At 67.0% G+C, this 26,252-nt stretch carries 29 protein-coding genes; 16 read left to right on the forward strand and 13 right to left on the reverse strand.

Going from position 1 to position 26,252, the window contains the following annotated elements:
* The 4 genes from BO996_RS08180 to BO996_RS08195 are packed head-to-tail and all read right to left on the reverse strand — an operon-like array spanning position 1 to position 4,723.
* Positions 1 to 1,923 carry an autotransporter assembly complex protein TamA gene (locus tag BO996_RS08180; protein WP_198041275.1) on the reverse strand — a complete coding sequence of 641 codons (1,923 nt, stop codon included), beginning with the start codon at positions 1,921 to 1,923 and terminating at the stop codon, positions 1 to 3.
* A 4-nt stretch (positions 1,924 to 1,927) separates the two neighbouring features.
* Positions 1,928 to 3,115: a vWA domain-containing protein gene (locus BO996_RS08185; protein ID WP_012203587.1), complete on the reverse strand. Its 1,188-nt coding sequence runs from the start codon at positions 3,113 to 3,115 to the stop codon at positions 1,928 to 1,930.
* Positions 3,116 to 3,146: 31 nt separating this feature from the next.
* A complete protein-coding gene (locus tag BO996_RS08190) occupies positions 3,147 to 3,857 on the reverse strand; it encodes a GNAT family N-acetyltransferase (protein WP_043824433.1) in 711 nt (236 codons plus the stop codon).
* 11 nt (positions 3,858 to 3,868) lie between these two features.
* Positions 3,869 to 4,723: an AAA family ATPase gene (locus BO996_RS08195; RefSeq protein WP_012203589.1), complete on the reverse strand. Its 855-nt coding sequence runs from the start codon at positions 4,721 to 4,723 to the stop codon at positions 3,869 to 3,871.
* A gap of 116 nt (positions 4,724 to 4,839) precedes the next feature.
* Here BO996_RS08195 and BO996_RS08200 point away from each other — a divergent pair, with 116 nt between their 5' ends.
* Positions 4,840 to 5,514, forward strand: a complete 675-nt coding sequence (locus tag BO996_RS08200; RefSeq protein ID WP_071954468.1) for a c-type cytochrome — start codon at positions 4,840 to 4,842, stop codon at positions 5,512 to 5,514.
* A gap of 92 nt (positions 5,515 to 5,606) precedes the next feature.
* Here BO996_RS08200 and BO996_RS08205 read toward each other — a convergent pair whose 3' ends face one another.
* Both BO996_RS08205 and BO996_RS08210 read right to left on the reverse strand, forming a co-directional pair.
* Positions 5,607 to 6,065, reverse strand: coding sequence for a DUF1841 family protein (locus BO996_RS08205; RefSeq protein WP_012203591.1), 459 nt, complete (start codon positions 6,063 to 6,065; stop codon positions 5,607 to 5,609).
* A gap of 78 nt (positions 6,066 to 6,143) precedes the next feature.
* On the reverse strand, positions 6,144 to 6,743 hold the full coding sequence (locus BO996_RS08210) for a short chain dehydrogenase (protein ID WP_012203592.1): 600 nt from the start codon (positions 6,741 to 6,743) through the stop codon (positions 6,144 to 6,146).
* A 106-nt stretch (positions 6,744 to 6,849) separates the two neighbouring features.
* On the opposite strand from BO996_RS08210, the gene BO996_RS08215 reads away from it, so the two are divergent.
* The gene (locus BO996_RS08215) at positions 6,850 to 7,740 is read left to right on the forward strand and encodes a LysR family transcriptional regulator (RefSeq protein ID WP_071954469.1); all 891 of its coding nucleotides are present in this window, start codon (positions 6,850 to 6,852) and stop codon (positions 7,738 to 7,740) included.
* Positions 7,741 to 7,750: 10 nt separating this feature from the next.
* Here the strand turns inward: BO996_RS08215 and kefC are convergent, their stop codons facing one another.
* Positions 7,751 to 9,634 (reverse strand): glutathione-regulated potassium-efflux system protein KefC, encoded by a 1,884-nt coding sequence (gene kefC, locus BO996_RS08220; RefSeq protein WP_071954470.1) that lies wholly within the window; start codon positions 9,632 to 9,634, stop codon positions 7,751 to 7,753.
* Positions 9,635 to 9,929: 295 nt separating this feature from the next.
* Between kefC and BO996_RS08225 the strand changes: the two genes are divergently transcribed.
* Complete coding sequence (locus BO996_RS08225; RefSeq protein WP_012203595.1) at positions 9,930 to 10,559, forward strand: LysE family transporter; 630 nt, start codon at positions 9,930 to 9,932, stop codon at positions 10,557 to 10,559.
* A 76-nt stretch (positions 10,560 to 10,635) separates the two neighbouring features.
* Complete coding sequence (locus BO996_RS08230) at positions 10,636 to 11,100, forward strand: MaoC family dehydratase (protein WP_071954471.1); 465 nt, start codon at positions 10,636 to 10,638, stop codon at positions 11,098 to 11,100.
* 154 nt (positions 11,101 to 11,254) lie between these two features.
* Here the strand turns inward: BO996_RS08230 and BO996_RS08235 are convergent, their stop codons facing one another.
* From BO996_RS08235 to BO996_RS08245, 3 genes are all read right to left on the reverse strand, one after another.
* Positions 11,255 to 11,560 (reverse strand): DUF4148 domain-containing protein, encoded by a 306-nt coding sequence (locus BO996_RS08235; RefSeq protein ID WP_013803990.1) that lies wholly within the window; start codon positions 11,558 to 11,560, stop codon positions 11,255 to 11,257.
* A gap of 183 nt (positions 11,561 to 11,743) precedes the next feature.
* A complete protein-coding gene (gene trmL, locus BO996_RS08240) occupies positions 11,744 to 12,241 on the reverse strand; it encodes a tRNA (uridine(34)/cytosine(34)/5-carboxymethylaminomethyluridine(34)-2'-O)-methyltransferase TrmL (RefSeq protein WP_071954472.1) in 498 nt (165 codons plus the stop codon).
* 51 nt (positions 12,242 to 12,292) lie between these two features.
* Positions 12,293 to 13,027, reverse strand: a complete 735-nt coding sequence (locus tag BO996_RS08245) for a ComF family protein (RefSeq protein ID WP_013803988.1) — start codon at positions 13,025 to 13,027, stop codon at positions 12,293 to 12,295.
* Between the two features lie 89 nt (positions 13,028 to 13,116).
* On the opposite strand from BO996_RS08245, the gene BO996_RS08250 reads away from it, so the two are divergent.
* The 7 genes from BO996_RS08250 (at position 13,117) to BO996_RS08275 (ending at position 19,509) form a co-directional block, all read left to right on the forward strand.
* Entirely contained in the window at positions 13,117 to 14,019 is a 903-nt protein-coding gene (locus BO996_RS08250) for a class I SAM-dependent methyltransferase (RefSeq protein ID WP_071954473.1), read from the forward strand.
* 665 nt (positions 14,020 to 14,684) lie between these two features.
* Positions 14,685 to 15,866 (forward strand): cytochrome c oxidase subunit II, encoded by a 1,182-nt coding sequence (gene coxB, locus BO996_RS08255; protein WP_013803986.1) that lies wholly within the window; start codon positions 14,685 to 14,687, stop codon positions 15,864 to 15,866.
* A 35-nt stretch (positions 15,867 to 15,901) separates the two neighbouring features.
* Positions 15,902 to 17,572 carry a cytochrome c oxidase subunit I gene (gene ctaD, locus BO996_RS08260; RefSeq protein WP_012203603.1) on the forward strand — a complete coding sequence of 557 codons (1,671 nt, stop codon included), beginning with the start codon at positions 15,902 to 15,904 and terminating at the stop codon, positions 17,570 to 17,572.
* A gap of 23 nt (positions 17,573 to 17,595) precedes the next feature.
* Positions 17,596 to 17,703, forward strand: a complete 108-nt coding sequence (locus BO996_RS29615) for a cytochrome oxidase small assembly protein (RefSeq protein ID WP_012203604.1) — start codon at positions 17,596 to 17,598, stop codon at positions 17,701 to 17,703.
* 24 nt (positions 17,704 to 17,727) lie between these two features.
* Complete coding sequence (locus BO996_RS08265; RefSeq protein ID WP_013803985.1) at positions 17,728 to 18,348, forward strand: cytochrome c oxidase assembly protein; 621 nt, start codon at positions 17,728 to 17,730, stop codon at positions 18,346 to 18,348.
* Positions 18,345 to 18,557 carry a DUF2970 domain-containing protein gene (locus BO996_RS08270; protein ID WP_013803984.1) on the forward strand — a complete coding sequence of 71 codons (213 nt, stop codon included), beginning with the start codon at positions 18,345 to 18,347 and terminating at the stop codon, positions 18,555 to 18,557. The genes BO996_RS08265 and BO996_RS08270 overlap by 4 nt, the downstream gene beginning before the upstream one ends.
* A gap of 70 nt (positions 18,558 to 18,627) precedes the next feature.
* On the forward strand, positions 18,628 to 19,509 hold the full coding sequence (locus BO996_RS08275; protein WP_071954474.1) for a cytochrome c oxidase subunit 3: 882 nt from the start codon (positions 18,628 to 18,630) through the stop codon (positions 19,507 to 19,509).
* Between the two features lie 70 nt (positions 19,510 to 19,579).
* Here the strand turns inward: BO996_RS08275 and BO996_RS08280 are convergent, their stop codons facing one another.
* Positions 19,580 to 19,822: a twin transmembrane helix small protein gene (locus BO996_RS08280; protein ID WP_013803982.1), complete on the reverse strand. Its 243-nt coding sequence runs from the start codon at positions 19,820 to 19,822 to the stop codon at positions 19,580 to 19,582.
* A gap of 29 nt (positions 19,823 to 19,851) precedes the next feature.
* On the opposite strand from BO996_RS08280, the gene BO996_RS08285 reads away from it, so the two are divergent.
* From BO996_RS08285 to BO996_RS08305, 5 genes are all read left to right on the forward strand, one after another.
* Positions 19,852 to 20,625 carry an SURF1 family protein gene (locus BO996_RS08285; protein WP_071954475.1) on the forward strand — a complete coding sequence of 258 codons (774 nt, stop codon included), beginning with the start codon at positions 19,852 to 19,854 and terminating at the stop codon, positions 20,623 to 20,625.
* The gene (locus tag BO996_RS08290) at positions 20,612 to 21,301 is read left to right on the forward strand and encodes an SCO family protein (protein WP_043783264.1); all 690 of its coding nucleotides are present in this window, start codon (positions 20,612 to 20,614) and stop codon (positions 21,299 to 21,301) included. Before BO996_RS08285 ends, BO996_RS08290 begins: the two co-directional genes overlap by 14 nt.
* Positions 21,302 to 21,487: 186 nt before the next feature.
* Positions 21,488 to 22,102, forward strand: coding sequence for an SCO family protein (locus BO996_RS08295; RefSeq protein ID WP_071954476.1), 615 nt, complete (start codon positions 21,488 to 21,490; stop codon positions 22,100 to 22,102).
* A 161-nt stretch (positions 22,103 to 22,263) separates the two neighbouring features.
* Positions 22,264 to 23,841, forward strand: coding sequence for a methyl-accepting chemotaxis protein (locus BO996_RS08300; RefSeq protein WP_071954477.1), 1,578 nt, complete (start codon positions 22,264 to 22,266; stop codon positions 23,839 to 23,841).
* On the forward strand, positions 23,838 to 25,595 hold the full coding sequence (locus tag BO996_RS08305) for a putative bifunctional diguanylate cyclase/phosphodiesterase (protein WP_071954478.1): 1,758 nt from the start codon (positions 23,838 to 23,840) through the stop codon (positions 25,593 to 25,595). Before BO996_RS08300 ends, BO996_RS08305 begins: the two co-directional genes overlap by 4 nt.
* Before the next feature lie 16 nt (positions 25,596 to 25,611).
* Here the strand turns inward: BO996_RS08305 and BO996_RS08310 are convergent, their stop codons facing one another.
* Both BO996_RS08310 and BO996_RS08315 read right to left on the reverse strand, forming a co-directional pair.
* Complete coding sequence (locus BO996_RS08310) at positions 25,612 to 25,920, reverse strand: addiction module antidote protein (RefSeq protein WP_063327131.1); 309 nt, start codon at positions 25,918 to 25,920, stop codon at positions 25,612 to 25,614.
* Positions 25,917 to 26,213: a type II toxin-antitoxin system RelE/ParE family toxin gene (locus BO996_RS08315; RefSeq protein ID WP_071954479.1), complete on the reverse strand. Its 297-nt coding sequence runs from the start codon at positions 26,211 to 26,213 to the stop codon at positions 25,917 to 25,919. The genes BO996_RS08310 and BO996_RS08315 overlap by 4 nt, the downstream gene beginning before the upstream one ends.
* Positions 26,214 to 26,252 lie beyond the last annotated feature (39 nt).

Raw genomic sequence — 26,252 nt, forward strand, 5'->3', positions numbered from 1 at the left:
TCAGAAGTTGAAGCCCAGGCGCAGGTGCAGGCGCAGCTGTTTTTTCTGGGCGCCCCAGGCGATGTCGGCCTGCACGGGGCCCACGGGGCTGCGCCAGCGCAGGCCGGTGCCCACGCCCACGCGCATGTACATGGAGTCGGGCGCATCGCCCACGGTGCCGGCGTCCAGGAAGACGGCGTGCTCCCAGTCCTGCGTGTTGCCCTTGATGACGATGGGCCGCTGCCACTCGATGCTGCCCACGGCCATGTAGCGCCCGCCGATGACCTTGCCGCTGTCGGTGCGTGCACCGATGCTCTGGTAGCCGTAGCCGCGCACGGTGTTGTCGCCGCCGGTGATGAACAGCTGGGTGACGGGCAGGTCGGCATCCTTGCGGGCCAGCAGGGCGCCGCCGGAGGCGCGCAGCGCCAGGCGGCTGCGGCGCTTGGTCTCGGGATCGACCTCGCCGATGGGAATCAGGCTGAGCCAGCGGCCGGAGACGCGGCCGAACGGCGTGCGCTGGGGCGTGAGCGTGGTGCCCGCGCCGACTTCCCAGGCGAAGCCGAAGCCCGAGGAGGGCGCCAGCGTGCTGTCGAAGTAGCGGCCCGTCCAGCCGTAGTTGGCCGTGACCGATGAGCTGGAGGGCGGCGCGCCCTCGCCCTGGGTCTTGGCGTAGTCGTACTGCAGGTAGTAGTTGCGGTCGATGTGGTCTTCGGACTTGGTGCGGCCGGCGCGCAGCTGCAGGCTGTTGACATCGAAGTCGCCCGAGGGCGCGCGCTCGGCCTTGGCCGTGGTGAACCAGCGCCACAGGGTTTCATCGGGCAGGGCGGTCCACTGCGTGGAGATCAGCGGGTTCTTGCGGTCGAAGCGCATGCGCGTGACGGCGCGCCAGCCCAGCCAGGGCAGGCGGTTGTGGATGTGGTCCACGCTCAGGCGCGGGCCGGTGTCGGTGCTCATGCCCACGCCGAAGACCCATTTCTGCATCTGGGCCTCGCGCACCTGGGCGATGACGGGCGTGGTGACCTGGGCGCCCTTGCGCTTGAGGGCCTCCTCATCCTCGGCGGCGCTTTCTCCCTGCTGGGGCACGTTGGCCAGCGTGAGGAAGACGGAGTCGTAGTAGCCGCTGCTGGCCAGGCGCAGCTGGGCATCGACCAGGGCGGTCTGGTCGTATTCCTCGCCCTCGGGCAGGCGTGCGATGCGGGCCGTGCCCACGGGGTCGTAGCGCTGGGCGCCTTCGATGCGCAGCGGGCCGAAGGTGTAGGCCGGGCCGGGCGCATAGGCCACGCTGACATCGGCCTCATGCGTGTCGGCGTCGATGTCGGCCAGGCTGGAGTCGATGCGCGCCAGCGGGTAGCGGCGCGACTGCAGCGTGCGCAGGCCCTGGCTCTTGGCCTGGCTCCAGTTGGACTGGCTGAAGCGCTGGCCGGGCTGCAGCGGCCAGTCCTCTTCGATGGTGGCGCGCTGGGAGGCGCCGTCGGGATCATCGGCATTGACGCCCGCAAAGCGCACCTGGCTGCGCGCAATGGTGGCGGGCTCGCCCGGGTCCACCTTGACGGTGACCTGCAGCGGGGCCTCTTCGGATTCGGGCGTTTCCTTGATCTCCACCGTGACCGTGGGGCTGAAGTAGCCCAGCGTGCCGATCAGGTCGCGCACGTTGGCGTCGGTGGTGCCCAGCAGCCGCGTGAGTTCGCGCCGCTGCAGATCGCTCTGGTAGCGGTAGCGGCGCAGTTCGAGGTGCTTTTCCAGCAGCTCGCGCACTTCCTTGGGCGCATCGACGACGAGCGAGAAGGCCGGGTCGCCGGTCGCTGCAATCAGCGACGGGTCCGTGTCCTTGTCATCATTCTTGGACGGCAGGAGGCTGCAGCCACCGAGCATCAGGGCTGCACTCAACAGAAACAAAAACGCCGGCCCTCGGGCCGGCGCTGTCGCGGGGGGGAGCTTGGGCATCGGCCTATTTTGACAGCAGGCGCATGGCGTCTTCCAGACCTTTGAGTGTCAAAGGGTACATGCGGTTGCCCGTGAGCTGCTGGATGATGCTGATGCTCTGGCGGTACTGCCAGACGCCGGGCGGCTCGGGGTTGATCCAGGCAAAGCGCGGGAAGGCATGCGTCAGGCGCTGCAGCCATTCGGCGCCGGGCTCCTCGTTCATGTACTCCACGCTGCCGCCGGGCTGCAGGATCTCGTAGGGGCTCATGGTGGCGTCGCCCACGAAGATCAGCTTGTAGTCCTTGTTGTACTTGCGGATGATGTCCCAGGTCGGAAACTTCTCGGCGAAGCGGCGGCGGTTGTTCTTCCACATGAAGTCGTAGACGCAGTTGTGGAAGTAGTAGAACTCCAGGTGCTTGAACTCGCTCTTGACGGCGGAGAACAGCTCTTCCACGCGCTGCACATGCTCGTCCATGGTGCCGCCCACGTCCATGAGCAGCAGCACCTTCACGTTGTTGTGGCGCTCCGGGATCATCTTGATGTCCAGGTAGCCCGCGTTGGCGGCCGTGCTGCGGATGGTGTCGGGCAGGTCCAGCTCCAGCTCGCCGCCTTCGCGGGCGAACTTGCGCAGCCGGCGCAGCGCGACCTTGATGTTGCGCGTGCCCAGCTCCTGCGTATCGTCGTAGTCGCGGTAGGCGCGCTGCTCCCAGACCTTGACGGCGCTCTTGTTGCGGCCCGGCCCGCCGATGCGCACGCCGGCAGGGTTGTAGCCGCCGTGGCCGAAGGGGCTGGTGCCGCCCGTGCCTATCCACTTGTTGCCGCCTTCGTGTCGCTCCTTTTGCTCTTCGAGCCGCTTCTTGAGCGTCTCCATCAGCTCGTCCCAGCCCATGGCCTCGATGGCGGCCTTTTCCTCGGGCGAGAGCTCGCGCTCCAGCAGCTTCTTCAGCCAATCCTGGGGAATTTCGCGCGTGAGGTCGGCCACCATCTCCACGCCCTTGAAGTAGGCGGCAAAGGCGCGGTCGTACTTGTCGTAGTGCTTCTCGTCCTTGACCAGCACGGTGCGGCCCAGGTGGTAGAAGTCGTCCAGGCTCCAGGCGTCGTCGCTCTTGGGGCCGACCACGCCGGCCTGCAGTGCCTCCAGCAGGGTCAGGAACTCCTTGACCGAGACGGGCAGCTTGGCCGCGCGCATGGTGTAGAAGAAGTCGATCAGCATGGCATCTCCCGAAGGCCCGGCGTACGCGCCCTCATGTGCGCGCCACGGCGGTGCTGCCGTCCGAATGGCGCTGCAACTGGTCCAGCAGCTGGGCGCGCGACTCGGGCCATTCGCCGCTGCGCAGGCTGTACATCACGGTGTCGCGGATGGTGCCGTCGCGGCGCAGCGCGTGGCCGCGGATCACGCCGTCCTTCCTGGCGCCCAGGCGCTCGATGGCGCGCTGGCTGGCGAAGTTGAAGCAGTCCGTGCGCCAGCCCACCACATGGCAGGACAGCGTGTCGAACGCATGGCCCATGAGCATGAGCTTGGCCGAGGTGTTGACATGGGTGCGCTGCACGCTGCGCGCGTACCAGGTGTAGCCGATCTCCACGCGGCGCACCTCGGGCAGGATGTCGTGGTAGCTGCTGGTGCCCAGCACCTTGCCGCTGTCGTCGTCCAGCACGGCAAAGGCGAAGCGCTTGCCCAGGCTGCGCTGCTCCAGCGCGGCCTCGATATAGGCGCGCACATCACCGGGCTCGGGCGCCGAGGTCACGCGGATGCGCCACAGCTGGCCGTCCTGCACGGCCTCGCGCAGCCCGGCTTCATGGGCGAGGGCCAGGGGCTCCAGCCGCACGCCGTTGAAGCGCATGACCACGGGTCGCACAAAGCCCTGGTGCGCCACCGCGCCGGCCACGGGAATGGTCGTCACCTGGCCGGTGAGGGCCGGCACGCCCGTGTCGTTGGTGTGTTCGGGATGGGGCATGGGCGCAGGCCTCAGCGGTTGCGCTGGTTCATGAAGACCAGCTTCTCGAACAGGCTCACATCCTGCTCGTTCTTGAGCAGGGCGCCCACCAGCGGCGGCACGGCAACCTTGCCCTCGGCGGTCTGCAGCGACTCCACGGGAATGTCCTCGGCCACCAGCAGCTTGAGCCAGTCGATCAGCTCGCTGGTGGAGGGCTTCTTCTTGAGGCCGGGCAGGTTGCGCACGTCGTAGAACACCTTCATCGCGGCGGTCAGCAGCTCGCCCTGCAGCTTGGGGAAGTGCACGGCCACGATCTGGCGCATGGTGTCGGCGTCGGGGAACTTGATGTAGTGGAAGAAGCAGCGGCGCAGGAAGGCGTCGGGCAGCTCCTTTTCGTTGTTGGAGGTGATGAACACCAGCGGCCGGTGCTTGGCGCGGATCATCTCGCGCGTCTCGTAGCAATAGAACTCCATGCGGTCGATCTCGCGCAGCAGGTCGTTCGGGAATTCGATGTCGGCCTTGTCGATCTCGTCGATCAGCAGGGCCACGGGCCGGTCTGCCGTGAAGGCCTGCCACAGCACGCCCTTGATGATGTAGTTGTGGATGTCCTTGACGCGCTCGCCGCCGTCGATGTCGGACAGTTGCGAGTCGCGCAGGCGGCTGACGGCGTCGTATTCATACAGGCCCTGCTGGGCCTTGGTGGTGGACTTGATGTGCCACTGCAGCAGCGGCATGTCCAGCGCTGCGGCCACTTCCTCGGCCAGCATGGTCTTGCCCGTGCCGGGCTCTCCCTTGACCAGCAGCGGGCGCTGCAAGGTGGCTGCGGCATTCACCGCGAGCATCAAATCCTGGGTGGCGACGTAGTTCTCGGAACCTTGAAATTTCATGGGCGGTATCAGCGTAAGTATTGATGGGGACGCTTGACGGTGACTGCCATAATCGTTCGCGCTACCCGCTCAGCAGTAGGCATCCGTCAGAACTCTTGAAGGATTGTGCGCGCAAAATGATAAAAACTTTGACCACGGTATTGGCGCTGACTGTCGCATCTGTGACCCCTGTGGCACAGGCCCAGCAAAGCAAAGGTGACGCAAAGGCAGGGGAGGGGAAGATCGCCATGTGCATTGGCTGCCATGGCATCCAGGGCTACCAGGCCAGCTTCCCCGAGGTGTACAAGGTCCCCAAGATTTCAGGACAGGGCGCGCCCTACATCGTGGCCGCGCTGCAGGCCTACCAGAAGGGCGAGCGCAAGCATCCCACCATGCGCGGCATCGCCGATCCGCTGACCGAGCAGGACATGGCCGACGTGGCCGCGTACTACGCCGAGCATGGCTTGGCCAAGGCTGCCGACGCCAAGGTCCGCGAGCCCAGCACCCAGGTTGCCGCGCTGCTGCAAAAAGGGGCCTGCGTCTCCTGCCACGGCCAGGGTTTTTCCAAGCCCATCGACCCCAGCTACCCGAAGGTGGCGGGCCAGTATGCCGACTATCTGTACTCTGCCCTCAAGTCCTACAAGACCGAAGGCAACCCCCACATCGGCCGCAGCAACGGCGTGATGGCCGGCATTGCCAAGCAGTTCACCAACAGCGAACTCAAGGCGCTGGCCAACTACATCGGCAGCCTGGATGGCGAGCTGCAGACCCTGCCCCAGCCCCATTTCCGCCTGGGCCAGAAATCGCAGTAGGTCGCGCCTTTCCTCCAAAGCAAAAGCCCGCAATTGCGGGCTTTTTTCGGGCTTTGTTTCGGGCTTTGTCTTGAGGCGCTGAACGGCCCGGACTATGCGCCGCCCGTGGCCTTGGCGCCGTCGCTGGTGGCGCGGCGCTGCACGGCGGCAATGTAGGCCTCGCCATCCGGGGGGCGGCCCGAGCGCTGGCTTTCCCAGAGCATCTGCCCCAGGCATTCCATGGTGGCGTGGTGGGCGTCGTGCAGCGAGTCCAGGCGGCGGCTGAGCAGCTCCACGGCCTGGCGTATGCCGCGCGGCTGGTCGATGCTGCACTGCTCGCTGATGGACAGGTGCATGGACAGGTGCAAAAACGGATTGGTCACGCCGGGCGTGGCGTCGTAGTCGCGCAGCAGGGCGGCGTCCACGTCGGCGAGGTCATCGAAATACTCGGGATGCTCGGCAATCCAGAGGCTGGCCAGCGTCTCTATGGCCTCCATCGGCGCGCCGTTCAGCATCTTGGTGCGCACGCCGCAGAAAAAGCGCCGCACATCGGCTTGGGTGGGGTTGAACATGGTGGCGCGCAGCGTAGCACGCAGCCCTTTTGGGCGGGCACGCAAGGACTTTGCCGAGGGCCCGCCGCAAGACAGGGATCAGAGCACCTCGAAGACCCTGCCGGTCTGGGCGCCTTCCACGCTGCGCTGGTAGGCCAGGGCCACGCGGGCGGCGGGCACGGTCTCGAAGCCGGGGAAGACCGAGCCATAGGCCTGGGCCGATTCGGTCAGCAGGGTGGGGCTCACGGCATTGATGCGCAGGCCGCGCTGCAGTTCGACCGCAGCGCCGGTGACGAAGCCGTGGAGGGCGGCATTCACCGTCGATGCATTGGCGCCGTGGCGGATGGGCTCGGTGGCGGCGACGCCGCTGGTCAGCGTGATGGAGCCGCCGTCGCGCAGCCAGCGCTGGCCCAGCAGGGCGAGCCGCACCTGGCCCAGCAGCTTGTCCTGCAGGCCGGAGTTGAACTGCTCGGCCGTCATCTCGGACAGCGGGCCGAAGTGCAGCTTGCCGGCCGTGCTGACGATGGCGTCCACCTGGCCGGCGGCTTCGAACATTTTCTGCAGCGTCTCGGGCTGCGTGAAGTCGGCGCGCAGGTCGCCGCTGTTGCGGCCCACGGTGACGATCTCATGGCGCGGGGCCAGCAGGGCGTGGACAGCGCGGCCGATGGTGCCGGTGGCACCGATGAGCAGGATCTTCATGCGGTTTTCTTTCGGAAGGAGTGAACAGGCCTCCAGTGTTTTGCAAATCGCTCATGCCATAAAGTAGCGAAATCTTTTTGTACTACTAAGCATTGGTTAGTAATCCATGGACAAGCTGCGCAATATGGAGGTCTTCATGGCCGTGGTCGAGGACGGCAGCTTTGCCCAGGCCGCGCGGCGCCTGGATATCTCGGCCGTGATGGTGGGCAAGCATGTGCAGCAACTGGAAGCCCACCTGGGCGCGCGCCTGCTGCAGCGCACCACGCGGCGCCACAGCCTGACCGAGGTAGGGCGCAGCTTCTACGAGGACAGCCGCCAGGTCTTCGAGCAGTTGCGCTGGGCCGAGTCTGCCGTGGAGCGCAGCCGCAGCGCACCCCAGGGCCTGCTGCGCATCAGCGCGCCGACCACGCTGGGCAACCATGTGATCGCGCCGCTGGTGGCCGACTACCAGCTGGCCAATCCGCTGGTGCGCGTGGACCTGCAACTGAGCGACAGCATGGCCGACCTGGTGGGCGAGAACATCGACGTGGCCGTGCGCATCGGCCCCGTGGGCGGCGAAGGCTTGGTGGCGCGGCCGCTGCAGCCCTATCGCATGGTGATCGCGGCGGCGCCCTCGTACCTGCGGCGGCGCGGGCATCCGCGTGGCGTGGACGATCTGGCGCGCCATGACTGCCTGAGCTACGCGGTCTGGCAGCGCCGCTCGGAATGGATTCTGCGCGGCGACGGCTCGGGTTCGGTGCAGTGGCCCGAAGACGCCCGCCTGCGCTGCAACAGCGGCGACGGGCTGCGCCATGCGGCGCTGCGCGGCCTGGGCCTGATCCTGCAGCCCGAGGTGCTGCTGGCCGCCGACATGGCCGCGGGCCGGCTGGTGCCCTTGCTGCAGGACTGCGTGCCACTGCCGCGCCCGGTGCACCTGGTCTATCTGCCGGACCGCCGCCAGCTGCCCAAGCTGGCGCAGTTCGTGGACCACATGGTGCGGGCGCTGGGCGCGGCCTGAGGCCCGGTTTTCAGGGGCCGGGCGGCGGCGGGGCTTCCTGCGGCGCCTGGTCCTTCTCCTGCTGCGCCTGGGCCTCCTGCCGCTCCTTGGCCATCTGCTCGACCAGCTGCTGGCGGCCCTGCTTGGCCACGGCAATGAGCTGGGCCTGGTCTTTGTGGTGGGGGTACATGCGCTCGATCAGCTCCAGGTTGTGCTCCCGAAAGCGCGTGGTGGTGCGCTGGGCCTCGGCAGGGCTGTGGCCGGCGAGTTCCAGCACGGTGCGCGCCGAGACCAGGCTGGACTCGAAGACTTCGCGCTCGACATGGTGCACGCCCAGGTCGCGCAACTGGTACCAGTGGGCCATGTCGCGCGCGCGGGCCACGATCTCCAGGTGCGGAAAGCGCTTGCGCACGCGGGCAGCGATCTTCAGTGATTGCTCGGAAGAGTCCACGGCAATGACCAGCACCCGCGCCTTGTCCGCGCCGGCAATGCGCAGCAGGTCCATGCGCGTGGCATCGCCGAAGAACACGCGGTAGCCGAAGGTGTGGGCCACTTCCAGCATCTCCACGCTGTGGTCGAGGATGGTGGCCGGCACGCCCTGGGTCAGCAACACGCGTGCCACGATCTGGCCGTAGCGGCCAAAGCCCGCAATGATGATTTGCGCGTCCTGCGGCTCCGATATTTCATGGGGTCTGGCAGGCTGGCCCGCGCCGTCGACCTGGCAATCCTTCATGTCGGCAAAGCGCTTGAGCAGCAGCTTGTCCATCAGCACCAGCACCAGCGGGCCGATCAGCATGGACAGGGCCACGGCGGCCACCAGCATGGACGAGATGCTGTGGTGGAACACCTTGTACTGCGCCGCCGTCTGGAACACCACGAAGGCGAACTCCCCGCCCTGGGCCAGCAGCAGGGCGAACACCGGGCGCTCGCGCCAGGGCAGCTTCAGCACGCGGGCCAGGGTGTAGAGCACGGCGCCCTTGAGCGCCAGAAAGCCCAGCACCATGGCCGCCATGGCCCAGGGCGCGCGCAGCAGCACGCCGAAGTCGATGCTCATGCCCACGGCCATGAAGAACAGGCCCAGCAGCAGGCCCTTGAAGGGCTCGATGTTGGTCTCCAGCTCGCTGCGGTACTCGCTGTCGGCCAGCAGCACGCCGGCCAGGAAGGCGCCCAGCGCCATGGACAGGCCCACCTGCACCATCAGCATGGCAATGCCCACCACCAGCAGCAGCGAGGTGGCCGTGAAGATCTCGGGCGTGCGGCTGCGCGCGATCCAGCGCAGCAGGGGGCGCAGCAGCAGGCGGCCGCCCACCACCACGGCAGCGATGGTGCCCACGGTCTTGAGCACCTGCAGCCACAGGTGGCTGTCGGTGTGCGTGGCATTGGCGGCCTTGACCGCGCCCAGGATGGGGATCAGCGCCAGGATGGGAATGGCGGCCACGTCCTGGAACAGCAGGATGGAAAAGCCGGCCTGGCCGCTGGGCGTGCGCATGAGGTTGCGCTCGGCCATGACCTGCAGGCAGATGGCCGTGGACGACAGGGCCAGGCCCATGCCCGCGATCAGGCTCACGCGCCAGGAAAAGCCGAAGGCCCAGGCCGCCAGGAACAGCACGCCCGTGCAGGCCAGCATCTGCGCCAGCCCCCATCCCAGGATGGGCCGGCGCAGCTCCCACAGGCGGCTGGGCTGCAGCTCCAGCCCGATCACGAAGAGCATCAGCACCACGCCGAACTCGGCAAAGTGAAGAATGTCATCCACATTGCTGACAAGCGACAGTCCCCAGGGGCCCATGGCAATCCCGGCACCCAGGTAGCCAATGATGGCGCCCAGGCCCAGGGCACGCGCAATGGGCACGGCCAGCACGGCGGCGGTGAGATAGAGAAAGCCGTAGGTCAGCCAGATGGGGGCGCTGTGTTCCATGGGAGCTTGGGATCTTGGAGTTGGTGTTTACCCTGGGGCAATTGATTGTGTCACTCTCACAGCCGGGTCAGCTTCCTGACAGGGTTGAAAATGCCCCCAGGCTCCCCTTGCTGCGCAAGGTCCGCTGCCCCTGGCCGGGCGCCCCCGAGGGGGCCGTTTTCATCTTGGGGCGGCCCGGCGATGAAAAATGCCATCGAATGCTTCACCGCCCCATCCGGCTTTGCTGCGGCAGTGCGCCACATCGGCTGCACAGTTTTAAGATGCCGGCCTGCTCCGTATTTTTAAGGTGTTTGGCATGGATTGGCATACTTGGATCGCCTACTTTGTGGCCTGCTGGATCATTGCGGTCTCCCCGGGCTCGGGCGCCGTGCTGTCCATGAGCCATGGCCTGTCGTATGGCGTGCGCAAGAGCAGCGCCACCATCTTCGGGCTGCAGCTGGGGCTGCTGACCATCTTGCTGATCGCCGGTGCGGGCGTGGGCTCGCTGCTGCTGGCCTCCGAATGGGCGTTCAACGCCGTCAAGATCGTCGGCGCCTGCTATCTGATCTACCTGGGCATCAGCCAATGGCGCTCGGGTGCCGCACCCCTGGCCACCCAGGAATCCATGCCCGAGCTCAGCGTGCGCCGCCGCGTGCTCACGGGCTTCCTGACCAATGCCACCAATCCCAAGGGCATCATCTTCATGGTGGCCGTGCTGCCCCAGTTCATGACCACCAGCCGCCCGCTGTGGCTGCAGTTGCTGATCCTGGCCGCCACCATGCTGGCCGTGGACACCATGGTCATGCACGGCTATGCGGCCAGCGCCAGCGCCCTGCGCGGCTTCATGCGCAGCGCGCGTGCGGTGCGCAGCCAGAACCGGGTCTTCGGCGCACTGCTGATGGCCGTGGGCACAGGCCTGTTCTTTGTTCAGCGCGCGTCCAGGTGACATCCACCCTGGACTAACCCTAGCCTGTCGCGCGCCCGACATGGAGCGCGCGGCACCGGCCCCTACCATTTGGGGCATGAAAACCTTCCATTCCTATTCCGAAGTGCGTGCCTGCGTGGGGCAGGAAGTCGCCGTCAGCGACTGGATCACCATCACCCAGCAGCAGGTGCAGCTGTTCGCCGATGCCACGGGCGACCAGCAATGGATCCATGTGGACCCCGAGCGCGCGTCCAAGGGCCCCTTCGGCACGCCGATTGCGCACGGCTTTCTGACGCTGTCGCTGATCCCCCAGTTTTTCCAGAACTGCTTTCACATCGAAGGCGCGCAAATGGGCGTGAACTACGGCCTCAACCGCGTGCGCTTCACCTCTCCCGTGCCCGTGGGTAGCCGCCTGCGTGCGCGCCTGACGCTGCAGGCCGCCGAGCCCATCGAGCCCGGTGGCCTGCAGATGACCTGGCTGGTGACCGTGGAGCGCGAAGGCGCCGACAAGCCCGCCTGCGTGGCCGAGTCCGTGGCCCGCAACTACGGCGCCAAGGCCTGAATCAAAACTGACCTCCACGCTGCCCTTGCTACGCAAGGTCCGCTGCCCCCGAAGGGGGCGCTTTTCATCTTGGGGCGGCCCGGCGATGAAAAAAGCCCGCAGGGGGCACCTGCGGGCTGGCTGCGTGGTGGCAGCGGTTGCGGGGGGCTGAGGCTCAGGCGCCGAAGTTCAGCTGGCCCGAACGCTCGGCGGCGGCGGCTTCGCGGCGCACTTCATCGCGGCTCACGGTGGCGGTGGCAGTGTTCTGGATGGGCAGGTAGCCTTCTGCGACGGAGGGCATGGTGCCATTGGCCTGGGCGGCCTTGAGGTCGGCCATGACCTGGGCACGTGTCAGCGTGCTTTGGGTCTTCACTTCGGGCGGGTAGCTGCTGTTGTCGGCGTAGTCGAAGCCGGCAGCCTGGGCGGCGATGGCGGAGATGGAGAGGGCGGCCAGGACGGCAAAACGGCGGGTGTTCTTCATGATTCAAGTCCTTTGTTTTGTTTCTGGGACAGGGCGTTCTTTGCGGAAATCGCTTGGTAACGTAGAGCCCATGACTCAAATGTAGGACGGCTTGGAATCGGGAAAAACCCTTGGATTGGCAATGCGCTTTTTCAGCTGTTGAAACAATCGGCCGGGAACTTTCCGCCCGGTCCGGCCGATCGCTCAGGCCGCGCCGGCTGCTCCCTCGGCCAGGGCAGCGCCCACGAATTGCTGCTGGCGCCAGGCTTCGAACACGGTCACGGCCACGGCATTGGACAGGTTCAGGCTGCGCTGCTGCGGCAGCATGGGCAGGCGCAGGCGCTGCTGCGGCGGGAACTGCTCGCGCACCTCGGCGGGCAGACCCTTGCTTTCGGAGCCGAACACCAGCCAGTCGCCAGGCTGAAAGCCGATGGCGTGGGCGGGGCTGCTGCTGTGCGTGGTCATGGCGAACATGCGCTGGCGGTCTGGCTGGCAGTCCTGGAGGAAGGTCTGCCAGTCGGCATGGCGGCGCACGGGCGCGTACTCGTGGTAGTCGAGGCCGGCACGGCGCATCAGGCGGTCTTCCATGGAAAAGCCCAGCGGCTCGATCAGGTGCAGGCTGCAGCCGGTGTTGGCGGCCAGACGGATCACATTGCCGGTATTGGGGGGGATCTCCGGCGCGACGAGAACGATATGGAACATGGCCCGTATTGTCTCGCGGCGGCCTATGCCCCCGGGCCCCGAACCCCACGATCAGGGCGTGCGCGCCAGCACCAGGGCGCTGACCTCGGCCGCGCCTGCGCGGCGCAGGCAGGTGGCCAGCGCATGCAGGCTGGCGCCCGTGGTCATCACATCGTCGATCAGCAGGACCTTGCGGCCGCGCACATGGGGCAGTTGCGCCGGCGGCACCGCGAAGACCCCGCGCAGCTGGCGCAGGCGCAGGGCGCGCGGCAGGTCATGCTGGGCCTGTGCCGTGTGGGCGCGCTGCACGGCCTGGTGCCGCAGCTTGCCGCGGGTGGATGGGCCGGACAGCGCACGGGCCAGCACCAGGGCCTGGTGAAAGCCGCGTTCGCGCAGGCGCTGGGCAGACAGGGGCATGGGCAGCAGCAGATCGCATTGCTCCAGCTGCTCGCGGGCACCGTGCTGCTCCAGCAGCAGGGCGGCCAGGCTGCGTGCCAGGCCGGTGTCTCCCCGGAATTTGAAGTCGCCGATCACCGTGTGCCAGGGATAGGCGTAGTCCAGCGCGGCAAGGCAGTGCGTCAGTGGCGGAGGCTTGACCAGGCAGGCACCGCAGACCTGCTGGCCGCCGCTGGCGCCGTGCCCCGCTGGCAGCGGCATGGCACAAAGCCCGCAGCGCGGCAGCGGCCTGGCCCAGCGCAAGCGGCAGTCCTGGCACAGGCGCTGCGCCGGCCAGCGGCGGCAGACGGCGCACTGGCTGGGCAGGCCGGCATGCCAGTGCGAAAGCCATGACGCAGGCAGGTTGGGCATGGAGTCAATATACTCGCGCCGCGTCCGCCACCCCTTTGCTCCGGGGCCGGGCGCCTGTCTTTCGAGGAGCCCGGATTCCCCGCCCAGCCATGTCCCACGAATTGCCCCCCACCATCGATCCGGCCGCCGCATTGCGCTGGCAGCAGGCCGCGCCTGCGGCCTCGCCGTGGCTGCATGAGGAGGTGGCGCGCCGCATGCAGGAGCGGCTGGACTGGATCGTCAAGCCGCCCCAGCGCTGGTGCCACTGGCAGCCCGTGCGCGGCGGCCTTCAGGCCCATGCGCTGCTGCGCCAGCGCTATGCGCAGTCCGAATGCCTGGTCTATGAAGCCTCGCCGCTGCACGAGGCCGCAGCCCGCGAGCAGCTGGGCGCGCGCTGGTGGCAGCCCGCGCGCTGGACCGGGGGCGCCACGCGCTTCGGCGAGCCCGAGCCTGCCGGCGTGGACATGCTGTGGGCCAACATGGCCCTGCACCAGCAGGCCGACCCGCAGGCGCTGATCACGCGCTGGCACCAGGCGCTGTCCGTGGACGGCTATGTGATGTTCTCCTGCCTGGGGCCCGATACGCTGCGCGAGCTGCACGCCATCTACGCCCAGCTGGGCTGGCCGCCCGCCGGCCAGGCCTTCACCGACATGCATGACTGGGGCGACATGCTGGTGCACGCAGGCTTCAGCGAGCCGGTGATGGACATGGAGCACATCACGCTGACCTTTGCCACGCCCGAGCGGCTGCTGCAGGAGCTGCGCGAACTGGGCCGCAACTTCCATCCGCAGCGCTTTTCCGCGCTGCGCGGCCGCCGCTGGCAGCAGCGCCTGCACGATGCCCTGCGCGAGCGCCTGGCCGGCCCCGACGGGCAACTGGCGCTGACCTTCGAGATCGTCTACGGCCACGCCTACAAGCCGCAGCCGCGCGTGCGCCTGGAGTCCAGCAGCGCCGTATCGCTGGAGGACATGCGCAGCATGCTGCGCCAGCCGCGCAACACGGGTTTGCGATAGCCCCAATGTCGCTTTCCGGTCATTGATCGAAAACAAAAACGTCTACACTTTTCCCGAGCTGACAGAGACAACAGCTTTTCCCTGGGCTCGCTTTCCCGGGCCGGGAAAAGACCAGCGGTCCGCAGGCCGAAAGGGGAGACGATTTGGTGTTTCGTTTTGCCACGGGAACGAGAACGGGCCGACCCATCCAGGAGCGGCCCGCCCACGAGTTTGATCATCACCGGCTGCAGCAGTGCCTGTTCCTCTGGGAGCGGGCACTGGTCTTTCTGTCCCTGCTGTCCCCTCTTCTGCGTCGCATGCCGGGCCGCATGCGCCCCCTTTTCCAATCCGCTCCCGGCCCCCATGGCACACATGCCCTGAATGGCCGGCGTGCGCGCATTCTTCCGTCCACCTTGCTGCTGTCCTCCGAATTCATGCGCCTGCAGGCGCAGGCGGGGATGGCTGTACGCCCGAATCCTGGTCCCACGTCCGAGCTGCCGTTGATGCCGGCTGGCACGCTATTGGTGATTGCGCGCAGGCACATCTGCGGCGCTTTCATGCATGCTCGGACAGTTGAGGCCGGGAGTTGCCCTTTGGGCAGGCGTTGAACGGTCTGGCTGCGCGGGCCCCCACGCCGGCGCAGCGGAGCGAGTGGATAACCCGAGGCTTAGATGTAAGTGAAAACTATGAAAAGCATTTCCACCAAGCTGGTTCTCTGGGGCTTGATGAGTGTGGCAGGGGGAGGCTCCCTTGCGCATGCGACGACAGATCTGCCAGGCGGCCCGGCCGTCAATCAGCTCAACCTTCATCCGGCGGTCACGCGCATCGCGCATGAGCAGCATTACCTGCACTGGATGATGCTGATCATCTGCACGGTGATCTTCATCGGCGTGTTCGCCGTGATGTTCTATTCGATCTGGAAGCACCGCAAATCGCGCGGTGCCAAGGCCGCGAACTTCCACGAATCGGCCACGGTCGAGGTGGTCTGGACCATCGTGCCGTTCATCATCGTCGTGCTCATGGCGCTGCCGGCCACCAAGGTGCTGGTGGCGCAGAAGGACACCACCAACGCCGATGTCACCATCAAGGCCACGGGCTACCAGTGGAAATGGGGCTACGACTACATCAACGGCGAAGGCGAGGGCCTGAGCTTCATCTCCACGCTGGACAGCAGCCACCGCGCGCTGTCCGACAGCGGCGATGTCTCCAAGGCACCCAACGACTACCTGCTCAAGGTGGACAACCCGCTGGTCGTGCCCGTGGACCGCAAGGTGCGCATCATCACCACGGCCAATGACGTGATCCACTCCTTCATGGTGCCGTCCTTCGGCATCAAGCAGGACGCGATCCCGGGCTTTGTGCGCGACACCTGGTTCCGTGCCGAAAAGACCGGCGACTACTACGGCCAGTGCGCCGAGCTGTGCGGCAAGGAGCATGCCTACATGCCCATCCACGTGAAGGTGCTGTCGAGCGACGGCTACAAGGCCTGGGTGGACGAGCAAAAGAAGATCGCCGCCGCCAAGAAGGACGACCCCAGCAAGGTCTGGAGCCTGCCCGACCTGATGGCACGTGGCGAGAAGGTCTATGCGGCCAACTGCGCGGCCTGCCACCAGGCCAACGGCAAGGGCGCCGGTCCCATCAAGCCGCTGGACGGCAGTCCCATCGTCCTGGGCCCCACGGCCGAGATGATGCATGTGGTGCTGGAAGGCCGTGCCAACGGCGCCATGCCCGCCTGGAAACAGCTGAGCGATACCGAGCTGGCCGCCGTGGTCACCTTTGCCAAGAACCACTGGTCCAACAAGACCGGCCAGCTGGTGCAGCCGGCCGAGTTCGTGGCCGCCCGCACCGGCAAGTTCCCCGGCCAGTGAGCCCGCAAGACAGATGAGCGATTGGAGATAACAGCATGAGCGCCGTACTTCCCCCCATCCACAGCCCTGCGGGCGAGGGCCACGAACATGCGCATGAGCACGAGCATGGACACGGGCATGACGACCATCACCACCACGCCACGCCCACGGGCTGGCGGCGCTGGATGTTCGCCACCAACCACAAGGACATCGGCACGCTGTACCTGCTGTTCTCGTTCACCATGCTGATGGTGGGCGGGGTGCTGGCTCTGCTGATCCGCGCCGAGCTGTTCCAGCCCGGGCTGCAGATCGTCAACCCCGAGCTGTTCAACCAGCTGACCACCATGCACGGCCTGATCATGGTGTTCGGCGCCATCATGCCGGCCTTCGTGGGCTTTGCGAACTGGATGCTGCCGCTGCAGATCGGCGCCTCCGACATGGCCTTCGCGCGCATGAACAACTTCAGCTTCTGGCTGCTGATCCCGGCCGGCCTGATGCTGGTGGGCTCGTTCTTCATGCCCGGCGGCGCCCCCGCCGCAGGCTGGACGCTGTATGCGCCGCTGACGCTGCAGATGGGCCCGTCCATGGACACCTCCATCCTGGCCATGCACATCATGGGCGCCAGCTCCATCATGGGCGCCATCAACATCATCGTCACCGTGCTGAACATGCGCGCGCCCGGCATGACGCTGATGAAGATGCCCATGTTCGCCTGGACCTGGCTGATCACGGCCTACCTGCTGATCGCCGTCATGCCCGTGCTGGCCGGCGCGATCACCATGACGCTGACGGACCGCCATTTCGGCACCAGCTTCTTCAACCCCGCAGGCGGCGGCGACCCGGTGATGTACCAGCACATCTTCTGGTTCTTCGGCCACCCCGAGGTCTACATCATGATCTTGCCGGCCTTCGGCATCATCAGCCAGATCGTGCCGGCCTTCAGCCGCAAGAAGCTGTTCGGCTATGCCTCCATGGTGTATGCGACCTCGTCCATCGCCATCCTGTCCTTCATCGTGTGGGCGCACCACATGTTCACGACCGGCATGCCCGTCACGGGCCAGCTGTTCTTCATGTACGCCACCATGCTGATCTCGGTGCCTACGGCCGTGAAGATCTTCAACTGGGTGGCCACCATGTGGCGCGGCTCCATGACCTTCGAGACGCCCATGCTGTTCTCGGTGGGCTTCATCTTCGTGTTCACCATGGGCGGCTTCACGGGCCTGATCCTGTCGATGGCGCCCATCGACATCCAGCTGCAGGACACCTACTACGTGGTGGCCCACTTCCACTACGTGCTGGTGGCCGGATCGCTGTTCTCCATGTTCGCGGCCTACTACTACTGGGCACCCAAGTGGACCGGCGTGATGTATTCGGAGACGCGCGGCCAGATCCACTTCTGGGGCTCGCTGATCTTCTTCAACGTCACCTTCTTCCCCATGCACTTCCTGGGCCTGGCCGGCATGCCGCGCCGCTATGCCGACTATCCCATGCAGTTCGCCGACTTCAACATGGTGGCCTCGCTGGGCGCGCTGGGCTTTGGCCTGATGCAGGTGTATTTCTTCCTCTTCGTCGTCGTGCCCGCCATGCGCGGCAAGGGCGAGAAGGCGCCGCAAAAGCCCTGGGAGGCCGCCGAGGGCCTGGAGTGGGAAGTGCCCTCGCCGGCGCCGTTCCATACCTTCGAGACGCCGCCCAAGCTCGATGCCACCGCCACCCGCATCATCGGTTGATGCAAGCCCCAAGGGAGATGCACATGGACGCACAGCAACGAAAAGCCAACCTGCGGCTGGCGCTGATCCTGGTATCGGTGGCGCTGGTCTTTCTGGCCGGCTTCGTGATCAAGATCACCGTGCTCCATTGAGGGCAGGCAACAGGAGGGACGTCCGTGAGCGTGCGCAGTGAAAACGCGAAGATGGTGGGCAAGCTGGCCGTGGTGGCGCTGGGCATGTTTGCCTTCGGCTACGTGCTGATTCCCATCTACAAGCACATCTGCGAGCTCACGGGCATCAACATCCTGTCGCTGTCCGAGCGCCAGGTGCCGGGCAACGGCACGGCCGGGCGCGATGTGAAGCTGCCCGCCAACTCGCAGGTGGACAAGAGCCGCACCATCACCGTGGAGTTCGACGCCAATGCGCGCGGGCCCTGGGACTTCAAGCCGGCGCAGCGCTCCATCCAGGTCCATCCGGGCGAGCTGGCCACGGTCATGTACGAGTTCCAGAATGTGCAGGACCGCCGCATGGCGGCCCAGGCGATACCGAGCTATGCGCCACGCCAGGCGGCCGCGCATTTCAACAAGCTGGAGTGCTTTTGCTTTTCGCAGTACACGCTGGAGCCCGGAGAAAAGCGCGAGTGGCCGGTGGCCTTCGTGATCGATCCGCGCATCTCCAAGGATGTGACCACGATCACGCTGTCCTATACCTTCTTCGAGGTGGGCGGCAGGACGCCGGCCGCACCCACGGGCGAGGCGCCGGTGGCGGCAGGGCCGAAGCAGGAGCCCGCCTCATGAATGCGCCGCAGCCACGGGAGCCGCGCCGCCCGCCCAGCGTGTGGCGCACGGTGCGCGCCGTGGCCTGGTCGCTCTTCGGCGTGCGCAGGGGAAGCGAGTACCAGCAGGACGGGGAGCGCATCACGCCGCTGCATGTGATTGCGGTGGGGCTGGCGGCCATCTTCGTGCTGGTGCTGGGATTGATCGCGCTGGTCAAGCTCGTGGTCTGAGCGGCGCGGCCATCGGGGACAGAGAGTGATAGACGGGAAACCGAGAACCAAGAATTTCAGGAGCTGAGCAATGAGTGCAACCACCCACGGCAAAACGCCTTACTACTACGTGCCGGCCGAGTCCAGCCACCCCGTCATGGCGGCGGCGGGGCTGTTCTTCTTGATCCTGGGCGCGGGCAACTGGATCAATGGGCATGAATGGGGCATGTACAGCCTGGGCCTTGGCCTGGTCTGGTGGCTGGCCGTGCTCTTTTTCTGGTTCCGGGAAGCCGCGCATGAGAGCGAGTCGGGCAAGTACGGGCGCAAGATCGACCTGTCCTTCCGCTGGAGCATGAGCTGGTTCATCTTCTCCGAGGTGATGTTCTTCGGCGCCTTCTTCACCGCCCTGTGGTGGGCGCGCTCGCATTCGGTGCCTGCGCTGGGCAGCCTGGACAACGCCTTGCTCTGGCCCGACTTCAAGGCCGTCTGGCCCAGCATGGCAGCGGGCGCCACGGCCTCGCCGGCGAACAGCGTCGAGCCCTTCCAGACCGTGGGCCCGTTCTGGCTGCCCACCATCAACACGGCGCTGCTGCTGACCTCGGGCGTGACGCTGACCATTGCCCACCATGCGCTGCAGGCCGGCCACCGCGCCCGCACCATCGCCTTCATGTGGATGACGGTGATCCTGGGCTTCGTCTTCCTGTGCGTGCAGGGCTACGAGTACTACCACCTGTACACCGAGCTGAACCTCAAGCTGTCCTCGGGCGTGTTCGGCTCGACCTTCTTCCTGCTCACAGGATTCCACGGCTTCCACGTCTTCGTGGGCATGCTGATGCTGTTCTTCATCACCATGCGCCTGCATGCGGGGCACTTCACCTCCGAGCGGCATTTCGGCTTCGAGGGCGCGGCCTGGTACTGGCACTTCGTGGACGTGGTCTGGCTGTTCCTCTACGTCCTCGTGTACTGGATGTGAGGGTCTGCCCGCCCCATGCAAAAAGAAGCGCCTGGGCGCTTCTTTTTGTTTGCGGAGGCAGGGGGCTTGTCTATTGCCCGGCGGTCCAGCCCGTGGGGTGGATGTAGCCCAGCTTGGCCGCCAGCAGCACGCACAGGAACAGCGTGATGGACAGGCCCACGCGCAGCGCCAGTGCGCGGAACATGGCGCGGCTGCGGCGCCTGTCGTCGCCCGGACCCTCCTGGTCTTCGGGATTGCGGCGCATCATGAAGAACAAGGCGCTGCCCAGACTGGCGACAATGGCCAGCAGGGCGAGAACGATCACGAATTTCATGGGTGGATTATCCGGTGCGTGTTTCCAGAATGCCAGACCGCTGGCGGTTTGTACTGATCACCTTGGCTGCGCTGATCGGCGTGGCCATCACACTGTCCCTGGGCCGCTGGCAACTGCAGCGCGCGGCCTACAAGCAGCAATTGTTCGATGCCGTGCAGCGCCAGCAGGGCCTGCCGCCGTTGGACAACGCGCAGCTGGCGCCCATGCAGCCCGGTGCTGCCCTGAACACCGAGGCGGCGCCCTGGCTGCACCGGCCCGTGCGACTGCAGGGCCACTGGATTGCCGGGCAATCGCTGTACCTGGACAACCGCCAGATGCAGGGCCAGCCGGGCTTCTTTGTGCTCACGCCGCTGCGGCTGGCCGCGCCGCATGAAGATGTGGTGATTGCCGTGCAGCGCGGCTGGGTGCCGCGCAACTTCCTGGACCGCACGGCCTTGCCCGAGGTGCAGACGCCCGAAGGCCTGGTGACCGTTGACGGGCGCATGGAGGCCGCGCCGTCCCGGCTCTACGAATTCGGCCGTGCAGGGGCAGACCCTGATGGGCAAAAGTCGCGCATCCGACAGAATGTGGACATTGCCGAATGGGCCGTGGCCTCCGGGCTGCCGCTGCGCGAATGGAGCCTGCTGCAGACCGGCGAAGCCAGCGAAGGCCTGCGGCGCGACTGGCCCGTTGTGACGGCCGGTGTCGAGAAACACCATGGCTATGCGTTCCAATGGTTTGGACTTGCGGCCCTGATCACGCTTTTGTATGTCTGGTTCCAAATCGTCCGACGCTTTGTCCGCCCGCGCCATGCCCGCTCCTGAGACTCCCCTGGAGATGACTGTCCATGGCCTGCCACCCTTGCAGCCGGCCCTTGCCGGCGCGCAGCGCACGCGCAGCGGCCGCTGGAAGATGCTGGCCGTGTTCGCGGTCTGCGCCGCGCCCGTGGTGGCCTCCTATTTCACCTACTACGTGCTGCGGCCTGGCCAGCAGCGCAGCTTTGGCGAGCTGATCGCGGCCCAGCCGGCCCTGCCTTCGGCCACGGCCACCACGCTGGACGGCGCGCCGCTGCCGCTGCAGTCGCTCAAGGGCCAGTGGCTGCTGCTCAGCGTGGCGGGCGGTGCCTGCGGCAGCGCCTGCGAAAGCCATCTCTATCTGCAGCGCCAGCTGCGCGAGACACTTGGCCGCGAAAAGGACCGGCTGGACCGGGTCTGGCTCATCTCCGACGACGCACCCGTGCCCGCGCACCTGCGCCCCGCGCTGGCCCAGGCCACGGTGCTGCGCGTGCCTGAGGCCGTGCTGCGCGGCTGGCTGCAGCCGGCGCCCGGCCATGCGCTGCAGGACCACCTGTACGTGGTGGACCCGCAGGGCCACTGGATGATGCGCATGCCCGCAGGCCTGGGCATGGCCGATGCCGGCAAGGCCAAGCGCGACCTGGACCGGCTGCTGCGTGCATCGGCCTCCTGGGACACGGCAGGGCGTCCGGGCGACGGCGAGTAAGGCTGGCCGGCCCCGGTAGGCCGGCCGGCAGGCCCCGCGGCGCCGGGGTCTTGCGGTTATGGGTTATGGTTTGCGGCTGTGCGAAAGCGCCTTCAGCGGACGCTTTCGCCTTTTCCCTTTCCAGCCCGGGCCGGCGCGCAGCCTTTGCGGCCACGCAGCCTGCGGCAACTACCTTGTTGAGGAAGCATGAACAAACGGACAGCGCTGCGCGTTCTGGGCTTGACCGCCATGGCATGGGGCGCCCTGGCGCTGAGCGGATGCTCGCGCGAGGCAAAGACCAGTTTCCAGGGTGTCGATGTCACGGGCGCCGAGTACGCCAAGGACATTCCCCTGCGCGATGTGGACGGCAAGCAGCGCAGCATCAAGGACTTCGCGGGCAAGGTCGTCGTGGTCTTCTTCGGCTACACGCAATGCCCCGATGTCTGCCCCACCACCCTGCAGGAGCTGGTCGAGGTCAAGCAGCAGCTGGGCGCCGATGGCGACAGGCTGCAGGGCGTCTTCGTCACCCTGGACCCCGAGCGCGACGCGCCCGAGGTGCTCAAGGCCTACCTGGGCAACTTCGACCCCGGCTTCGTCGGCCTGCACGGCACGCCGGACGAGACGGCGGCCGTGGCCAAGGACTTCAAGCTCTTCTACAAAAAAGTGCCCGGCAAGACCGAAGGCACCTACACGCTGGACCATTCGGCCGGCAGCTATGTCTATGACACGGCCGGCCGCCTGCGCGTGTATGAGCGATACGGCGGCGGCCCGCAGGTGCTGGGCGCCGACGTCAAGGCCCTGCTGCAGGAAAAGCGTTCCTGATCCTGCGCGCGCCGCAGCCAATGTGACCCCCGTCACATTGGCTGCGTTTAGGTGCGCTGCAGCACACCATCCCTGATGTGCATCGCCTCAGGACTGCTTAGAGTGGGCCCCGCCTGGGGGTGTCATGCCGACGCCCCGCCCATCTCCGAGAGACCTGATCCATGCGGCGAAACGTGTACGTCACCCAGCGTGAGTACCCTCTGAGCGAAGGAGAGACGCTTCTTTCCGTCACCGACCTGAAGGGGCGCATCGTCTATGCCAACGATGCCTTCATCCGCGTCAGCGGCTTCGAGGCCGCCGAGCTCTACGGCAAGGCCCACAGCATCGTGCGCCATCCCGACATGCCGGCTGCCGCCTTTGCCGACATGTGGTCCACCATCCAGCGCGGGCTGCCCTGGAGCGCCCTGGTCAAGAACCGGCGCAAGAACGGCGACCACTACTGGGTGCGCGCCAACGCCAGTCCCATACGCCATGCGGGCGCCGTGGTCGGCTACCTGTCCGTGCGCACCCGGCCCGAGCCGCGCGAGGTGCAGCAGCATGCGGCGCTCTATGAACAGATCAATGCCGGCGTGCGCTCACTTGGCCTGCACCGGGGCTTTCCCGTGGGGCGCGGCGCCGTGGGCGCACTGCAGCGGTGGTGGCGCTTTCGGCCACTGGCCTGGCGCGTGCAGGCCGTGGTGGCCGGCCTGTGGCTGCTGGGGTCGGCCGGACTGTGGTCACCCGCGCTGCAGGCATCGGCCGTGCCGCTGGCCCAGGTCTGGCCGGCCTGGCTGATCTGGAGCCTGGCCTGCGCGGCGTCCGGGCAGTGGCTGCGCCGCCGGCTGCTCATGCCCCTGGCGGCGCTGCGCGGCCAGGCCCAGGCCGTGGCCAGCGGGCAGCAGACCGATGCACGGTTCCTGCAGCGCACGGACGAGATCGGTGCCATCGGCAGCGCCGTGCGGCAGACCGGACTCAACCTGGTCTCCCTGGTCGGCGACATCCAGGGCAAGAGCGACCAGGTGCGCCGCTGCGCGCTGTCCGTGCAGCAGGGCAGCACCGAACTGAGCGACCGCACCGAGGCCGCGGCCGCGAGCCTGGAGCAATCGGCCCAGGCCATGCAGGCCCTGGCCAGCGCCATCGAGCGCAGCAGCGCCCAGGCCGGCGAGGCCGCCGCCCGCGCGCGGCACGGCGTGGACATGGCAGGGCAGAGCAGCCGCATGGTCGTGCAACTGGACCAGGGCATGCGCGGCGTGGCCCAGACCAGCGACCAGGTGGGGCAGATCAGCTCGCTCATCGACGGCATCGCCTTCCAGACCAACCTGCTGGCGCTCAACGCCGCCGTGGAGGCCGCACGCGCGGGGGAACACGGCAAGGGCTTTGCCGTGGTGGCCGACGAGGTGCGGGGCCTGTCCCAGCGCAGCGCCCACGCCGCGCGCCAGATCAAGGCGTTGATCGAGGCATCGCAGCAGCAGGTGGCGCAAAGCTGCGCCATGGCGCGTGAAGTGGGCGAGGCCATGCTGGCCGTGCAGGCCGATATGCGCGAGCAACTGGTGCTGGCCGAAGGCATGCAGGCCGCCAGCCAGGCCCAGGCCGGCGGCGTGCAGCAGGTGCAGGCCGCCGTGCAGCAGCTCGAACAGATGACCCAACACAATGCCGCCCTGGCGCGCGACACCATCGGGCACGCACAGCTGCTGGCCGGACAGGCGCAGGCGCTGGAGGCGGCGGCATCGGTCTTTCACGGCAGCGGGGCGTCCGCATGATGGCGGCGGGCTGGAGCATGGTTGCCTGCGATCCCGCCGCACCGGGCGAGGCGCTGGACGAAGACCTCAAGCGCGTGGCCATGGAGGCCGCGCCCGACGGTATCTTGCTTGTGGACCGCAGCGGCCGCATCCTGCTGGCCAATCCCGCCATGCAGGCCATGAGCGGCTATGGCGCCGCCGAATTGCTGGGCCACTCGCTGCACATGCTGCTGCCGGCCGAGGCGCAGGCGGCCCACGGGCCGCAGCTGCAATCCTACTTCGCCCAGCCCGCGCGCCGGCCCATGGGCCAGGGGCGAGACCTGTGGCTGCTGCGCAAGGACGGCAAGCGCCTGTCGGTGGACATCGCCCTGGGCCACTCGCCGCACGGCAGTGGCGTGGCCGTGGCCTTTGTGCGCGACCTGTCGCAGCTGCGCCAGATGGAAGCCTGCATGCACTACCACGCCACCCACGACACGCTGACCGGCCTGCTCAACCGCTGGCAGTTCGGGCTGCAGGTGGAACAGGCGATCTCGCAGGCGCAGGCGCAGTCTGAATCGGGCGCCGGACCCGCGTCCTTTGCGCTGCTGCTGCTCGACCTCGACAACTTCAAGGCCATCAACGACGGTTATGGCCACGACGTGGGCGACCAGGTCCTCAAGGAGGTGGCGCGCCGCCTGCAGGTCGCGCTGGGCGGCTCGGCCACGCTGGCGCGCATGGGCGGTGACGAGTTCACCGCCCTGCTGCAGCCCTGCAACGAGCCCGATCTGCGCCAGCGCATCGACGCGCTGCTGCACGAGCTGTGCCGGCCCTGCACCATAGGCCACTACGCGTTGAACTTCGGTGCCAGCGTGGGCGCAGCCTTCTATCCGCAGGACGCGGGCGATGCGGCCACCCTCATGCGCTATGCCGATATGGCCATGTACGACGCCAAGCAGCGCAGCCGCTCCTCCTATGCGCGCTATGCCAGCGCCATGGGCGAGGCCATGGCCGAGAAAGTGCTTCTGCACGAACGCCTCAAGCGTGCCCTGGACCGGGGTCTGCTGAGCCTGCACTTCCAGCCCCAGGTGCAGGTGCTGGGCGGCCAGGTCCAGGGCGTGGAAGCCCTGCTGCGCTGGAACGACGAGCAAATGGGCTGGGTCTCGCCCGAACGCTTCGTGCCCGTGGCCGAGTCCACGGGCCTGATCCTGGCCCTGGGGGAGTGGGTGATCGATGCTGCCTGCCGCCAGGCCGGCGACTGGCTGCGCGCAGGCATGCCGCTGCGCGTGGCGGTCAACCTCTCGGCCCAGCAACTGCGCCAGGCCGACCTGCAGCAGCGCCTCATGGCCAGCCTGGCCCGGCATGGCGTGCCGCCGCACCTGCTGGAGCTGGAAGTCACCGAGTCCGCCGCCATGACCGACCCGCTGCAGGCGCGCGAGCTGCTGGGCAGCCTGCTGGCGGCCGGCGTCTGCGTGGTGCTGGACGACTTCGGCACCGGCTACTCCTCGCTGGCCCACCTGCGCGATCTGCCCGTCTCGCGCGTGAAGATAGACCGCACCTTCATCGGCCCCATGCTCGACAGCCCGGCCGACGCCAAGATCGTCAAGGCCGTGATCGCGCTGGCCCGCACCCTGGGCCTGCAGGTGGTGGCCGAAGGCGTGGAAACCGCCGAGCAACTGCGCCTGCTGCGCATCCTGGACTGCGACGCCTACCAGGGCTGGCTCTTCGCCCGCGCCATGCCGGCAGAGCAGATTCCGCCTCTGTTGCAAAGGCCTGCAGAGGCGGTGTTGGTACAGTAAGCGGGTGATCCGAGTGTCAGGCTGCTGGCTGCTGCGATGCGGCAGGAGCGATGGTGAGCCTGAAGCCCATGGCCTGAATCACCTTGAACAGCGTCTCGGAACTGGGCGCCCGTTCGCCAGACAGGCTTTTGTAGAGGCTTTCCCGAGAAAGTCCGGTGTCGCGAGCGAGCTGAGTCATGCCGCGCGCGCGTGCGATGTCGCCCAGCGCCGCAGCCAGTTCGGCCGGATCGTTGTCTTCCAGCGCCTGGCGCAGGTACTCCACGATTTCCTCTTCGGTGCCGAGGTAGTTGGCCATGTCGAATGGCCGCATCTTGATGTTGCTCATAGCTTGATCTCCCTGGCCATCGCCCTGGCCGCAGCAATGTCCTGTGCCTGGCTGGACTTGTCTCCGCCGCCAAGCATCACGATCAGAACATGATCGCGTTGGATGTAGTACATGCGCCAACCTGGCCCGAAAAACTCGCGCATCTCCCATAGGCCCTCGCCAACGGATTTCACGTCTCCCAGGTTTCCGCGCATGGCTTTGCCCAGGCGACGACGCAGGCAGATACGAGTTGGCATGTCACGAATGCTGTCTACCCAATCAGCAAACGTCTCGGTTTCGATGACGCTGTACATGGTTGGATTGTAGCCAGTTGGCTACAAAAGAAGCCTGGT

Origin of the sequence: Delftia sp. HK171 (assembly GCF_001886655.1) — a bacterium.
GTDB classification, from domain to species: Bacteria; Pseudomonadota; Gammaproteobacteria; order Burkholderiales; family Burkholderiaceae_C; genus Comamonas; species Comamonas acidovorans.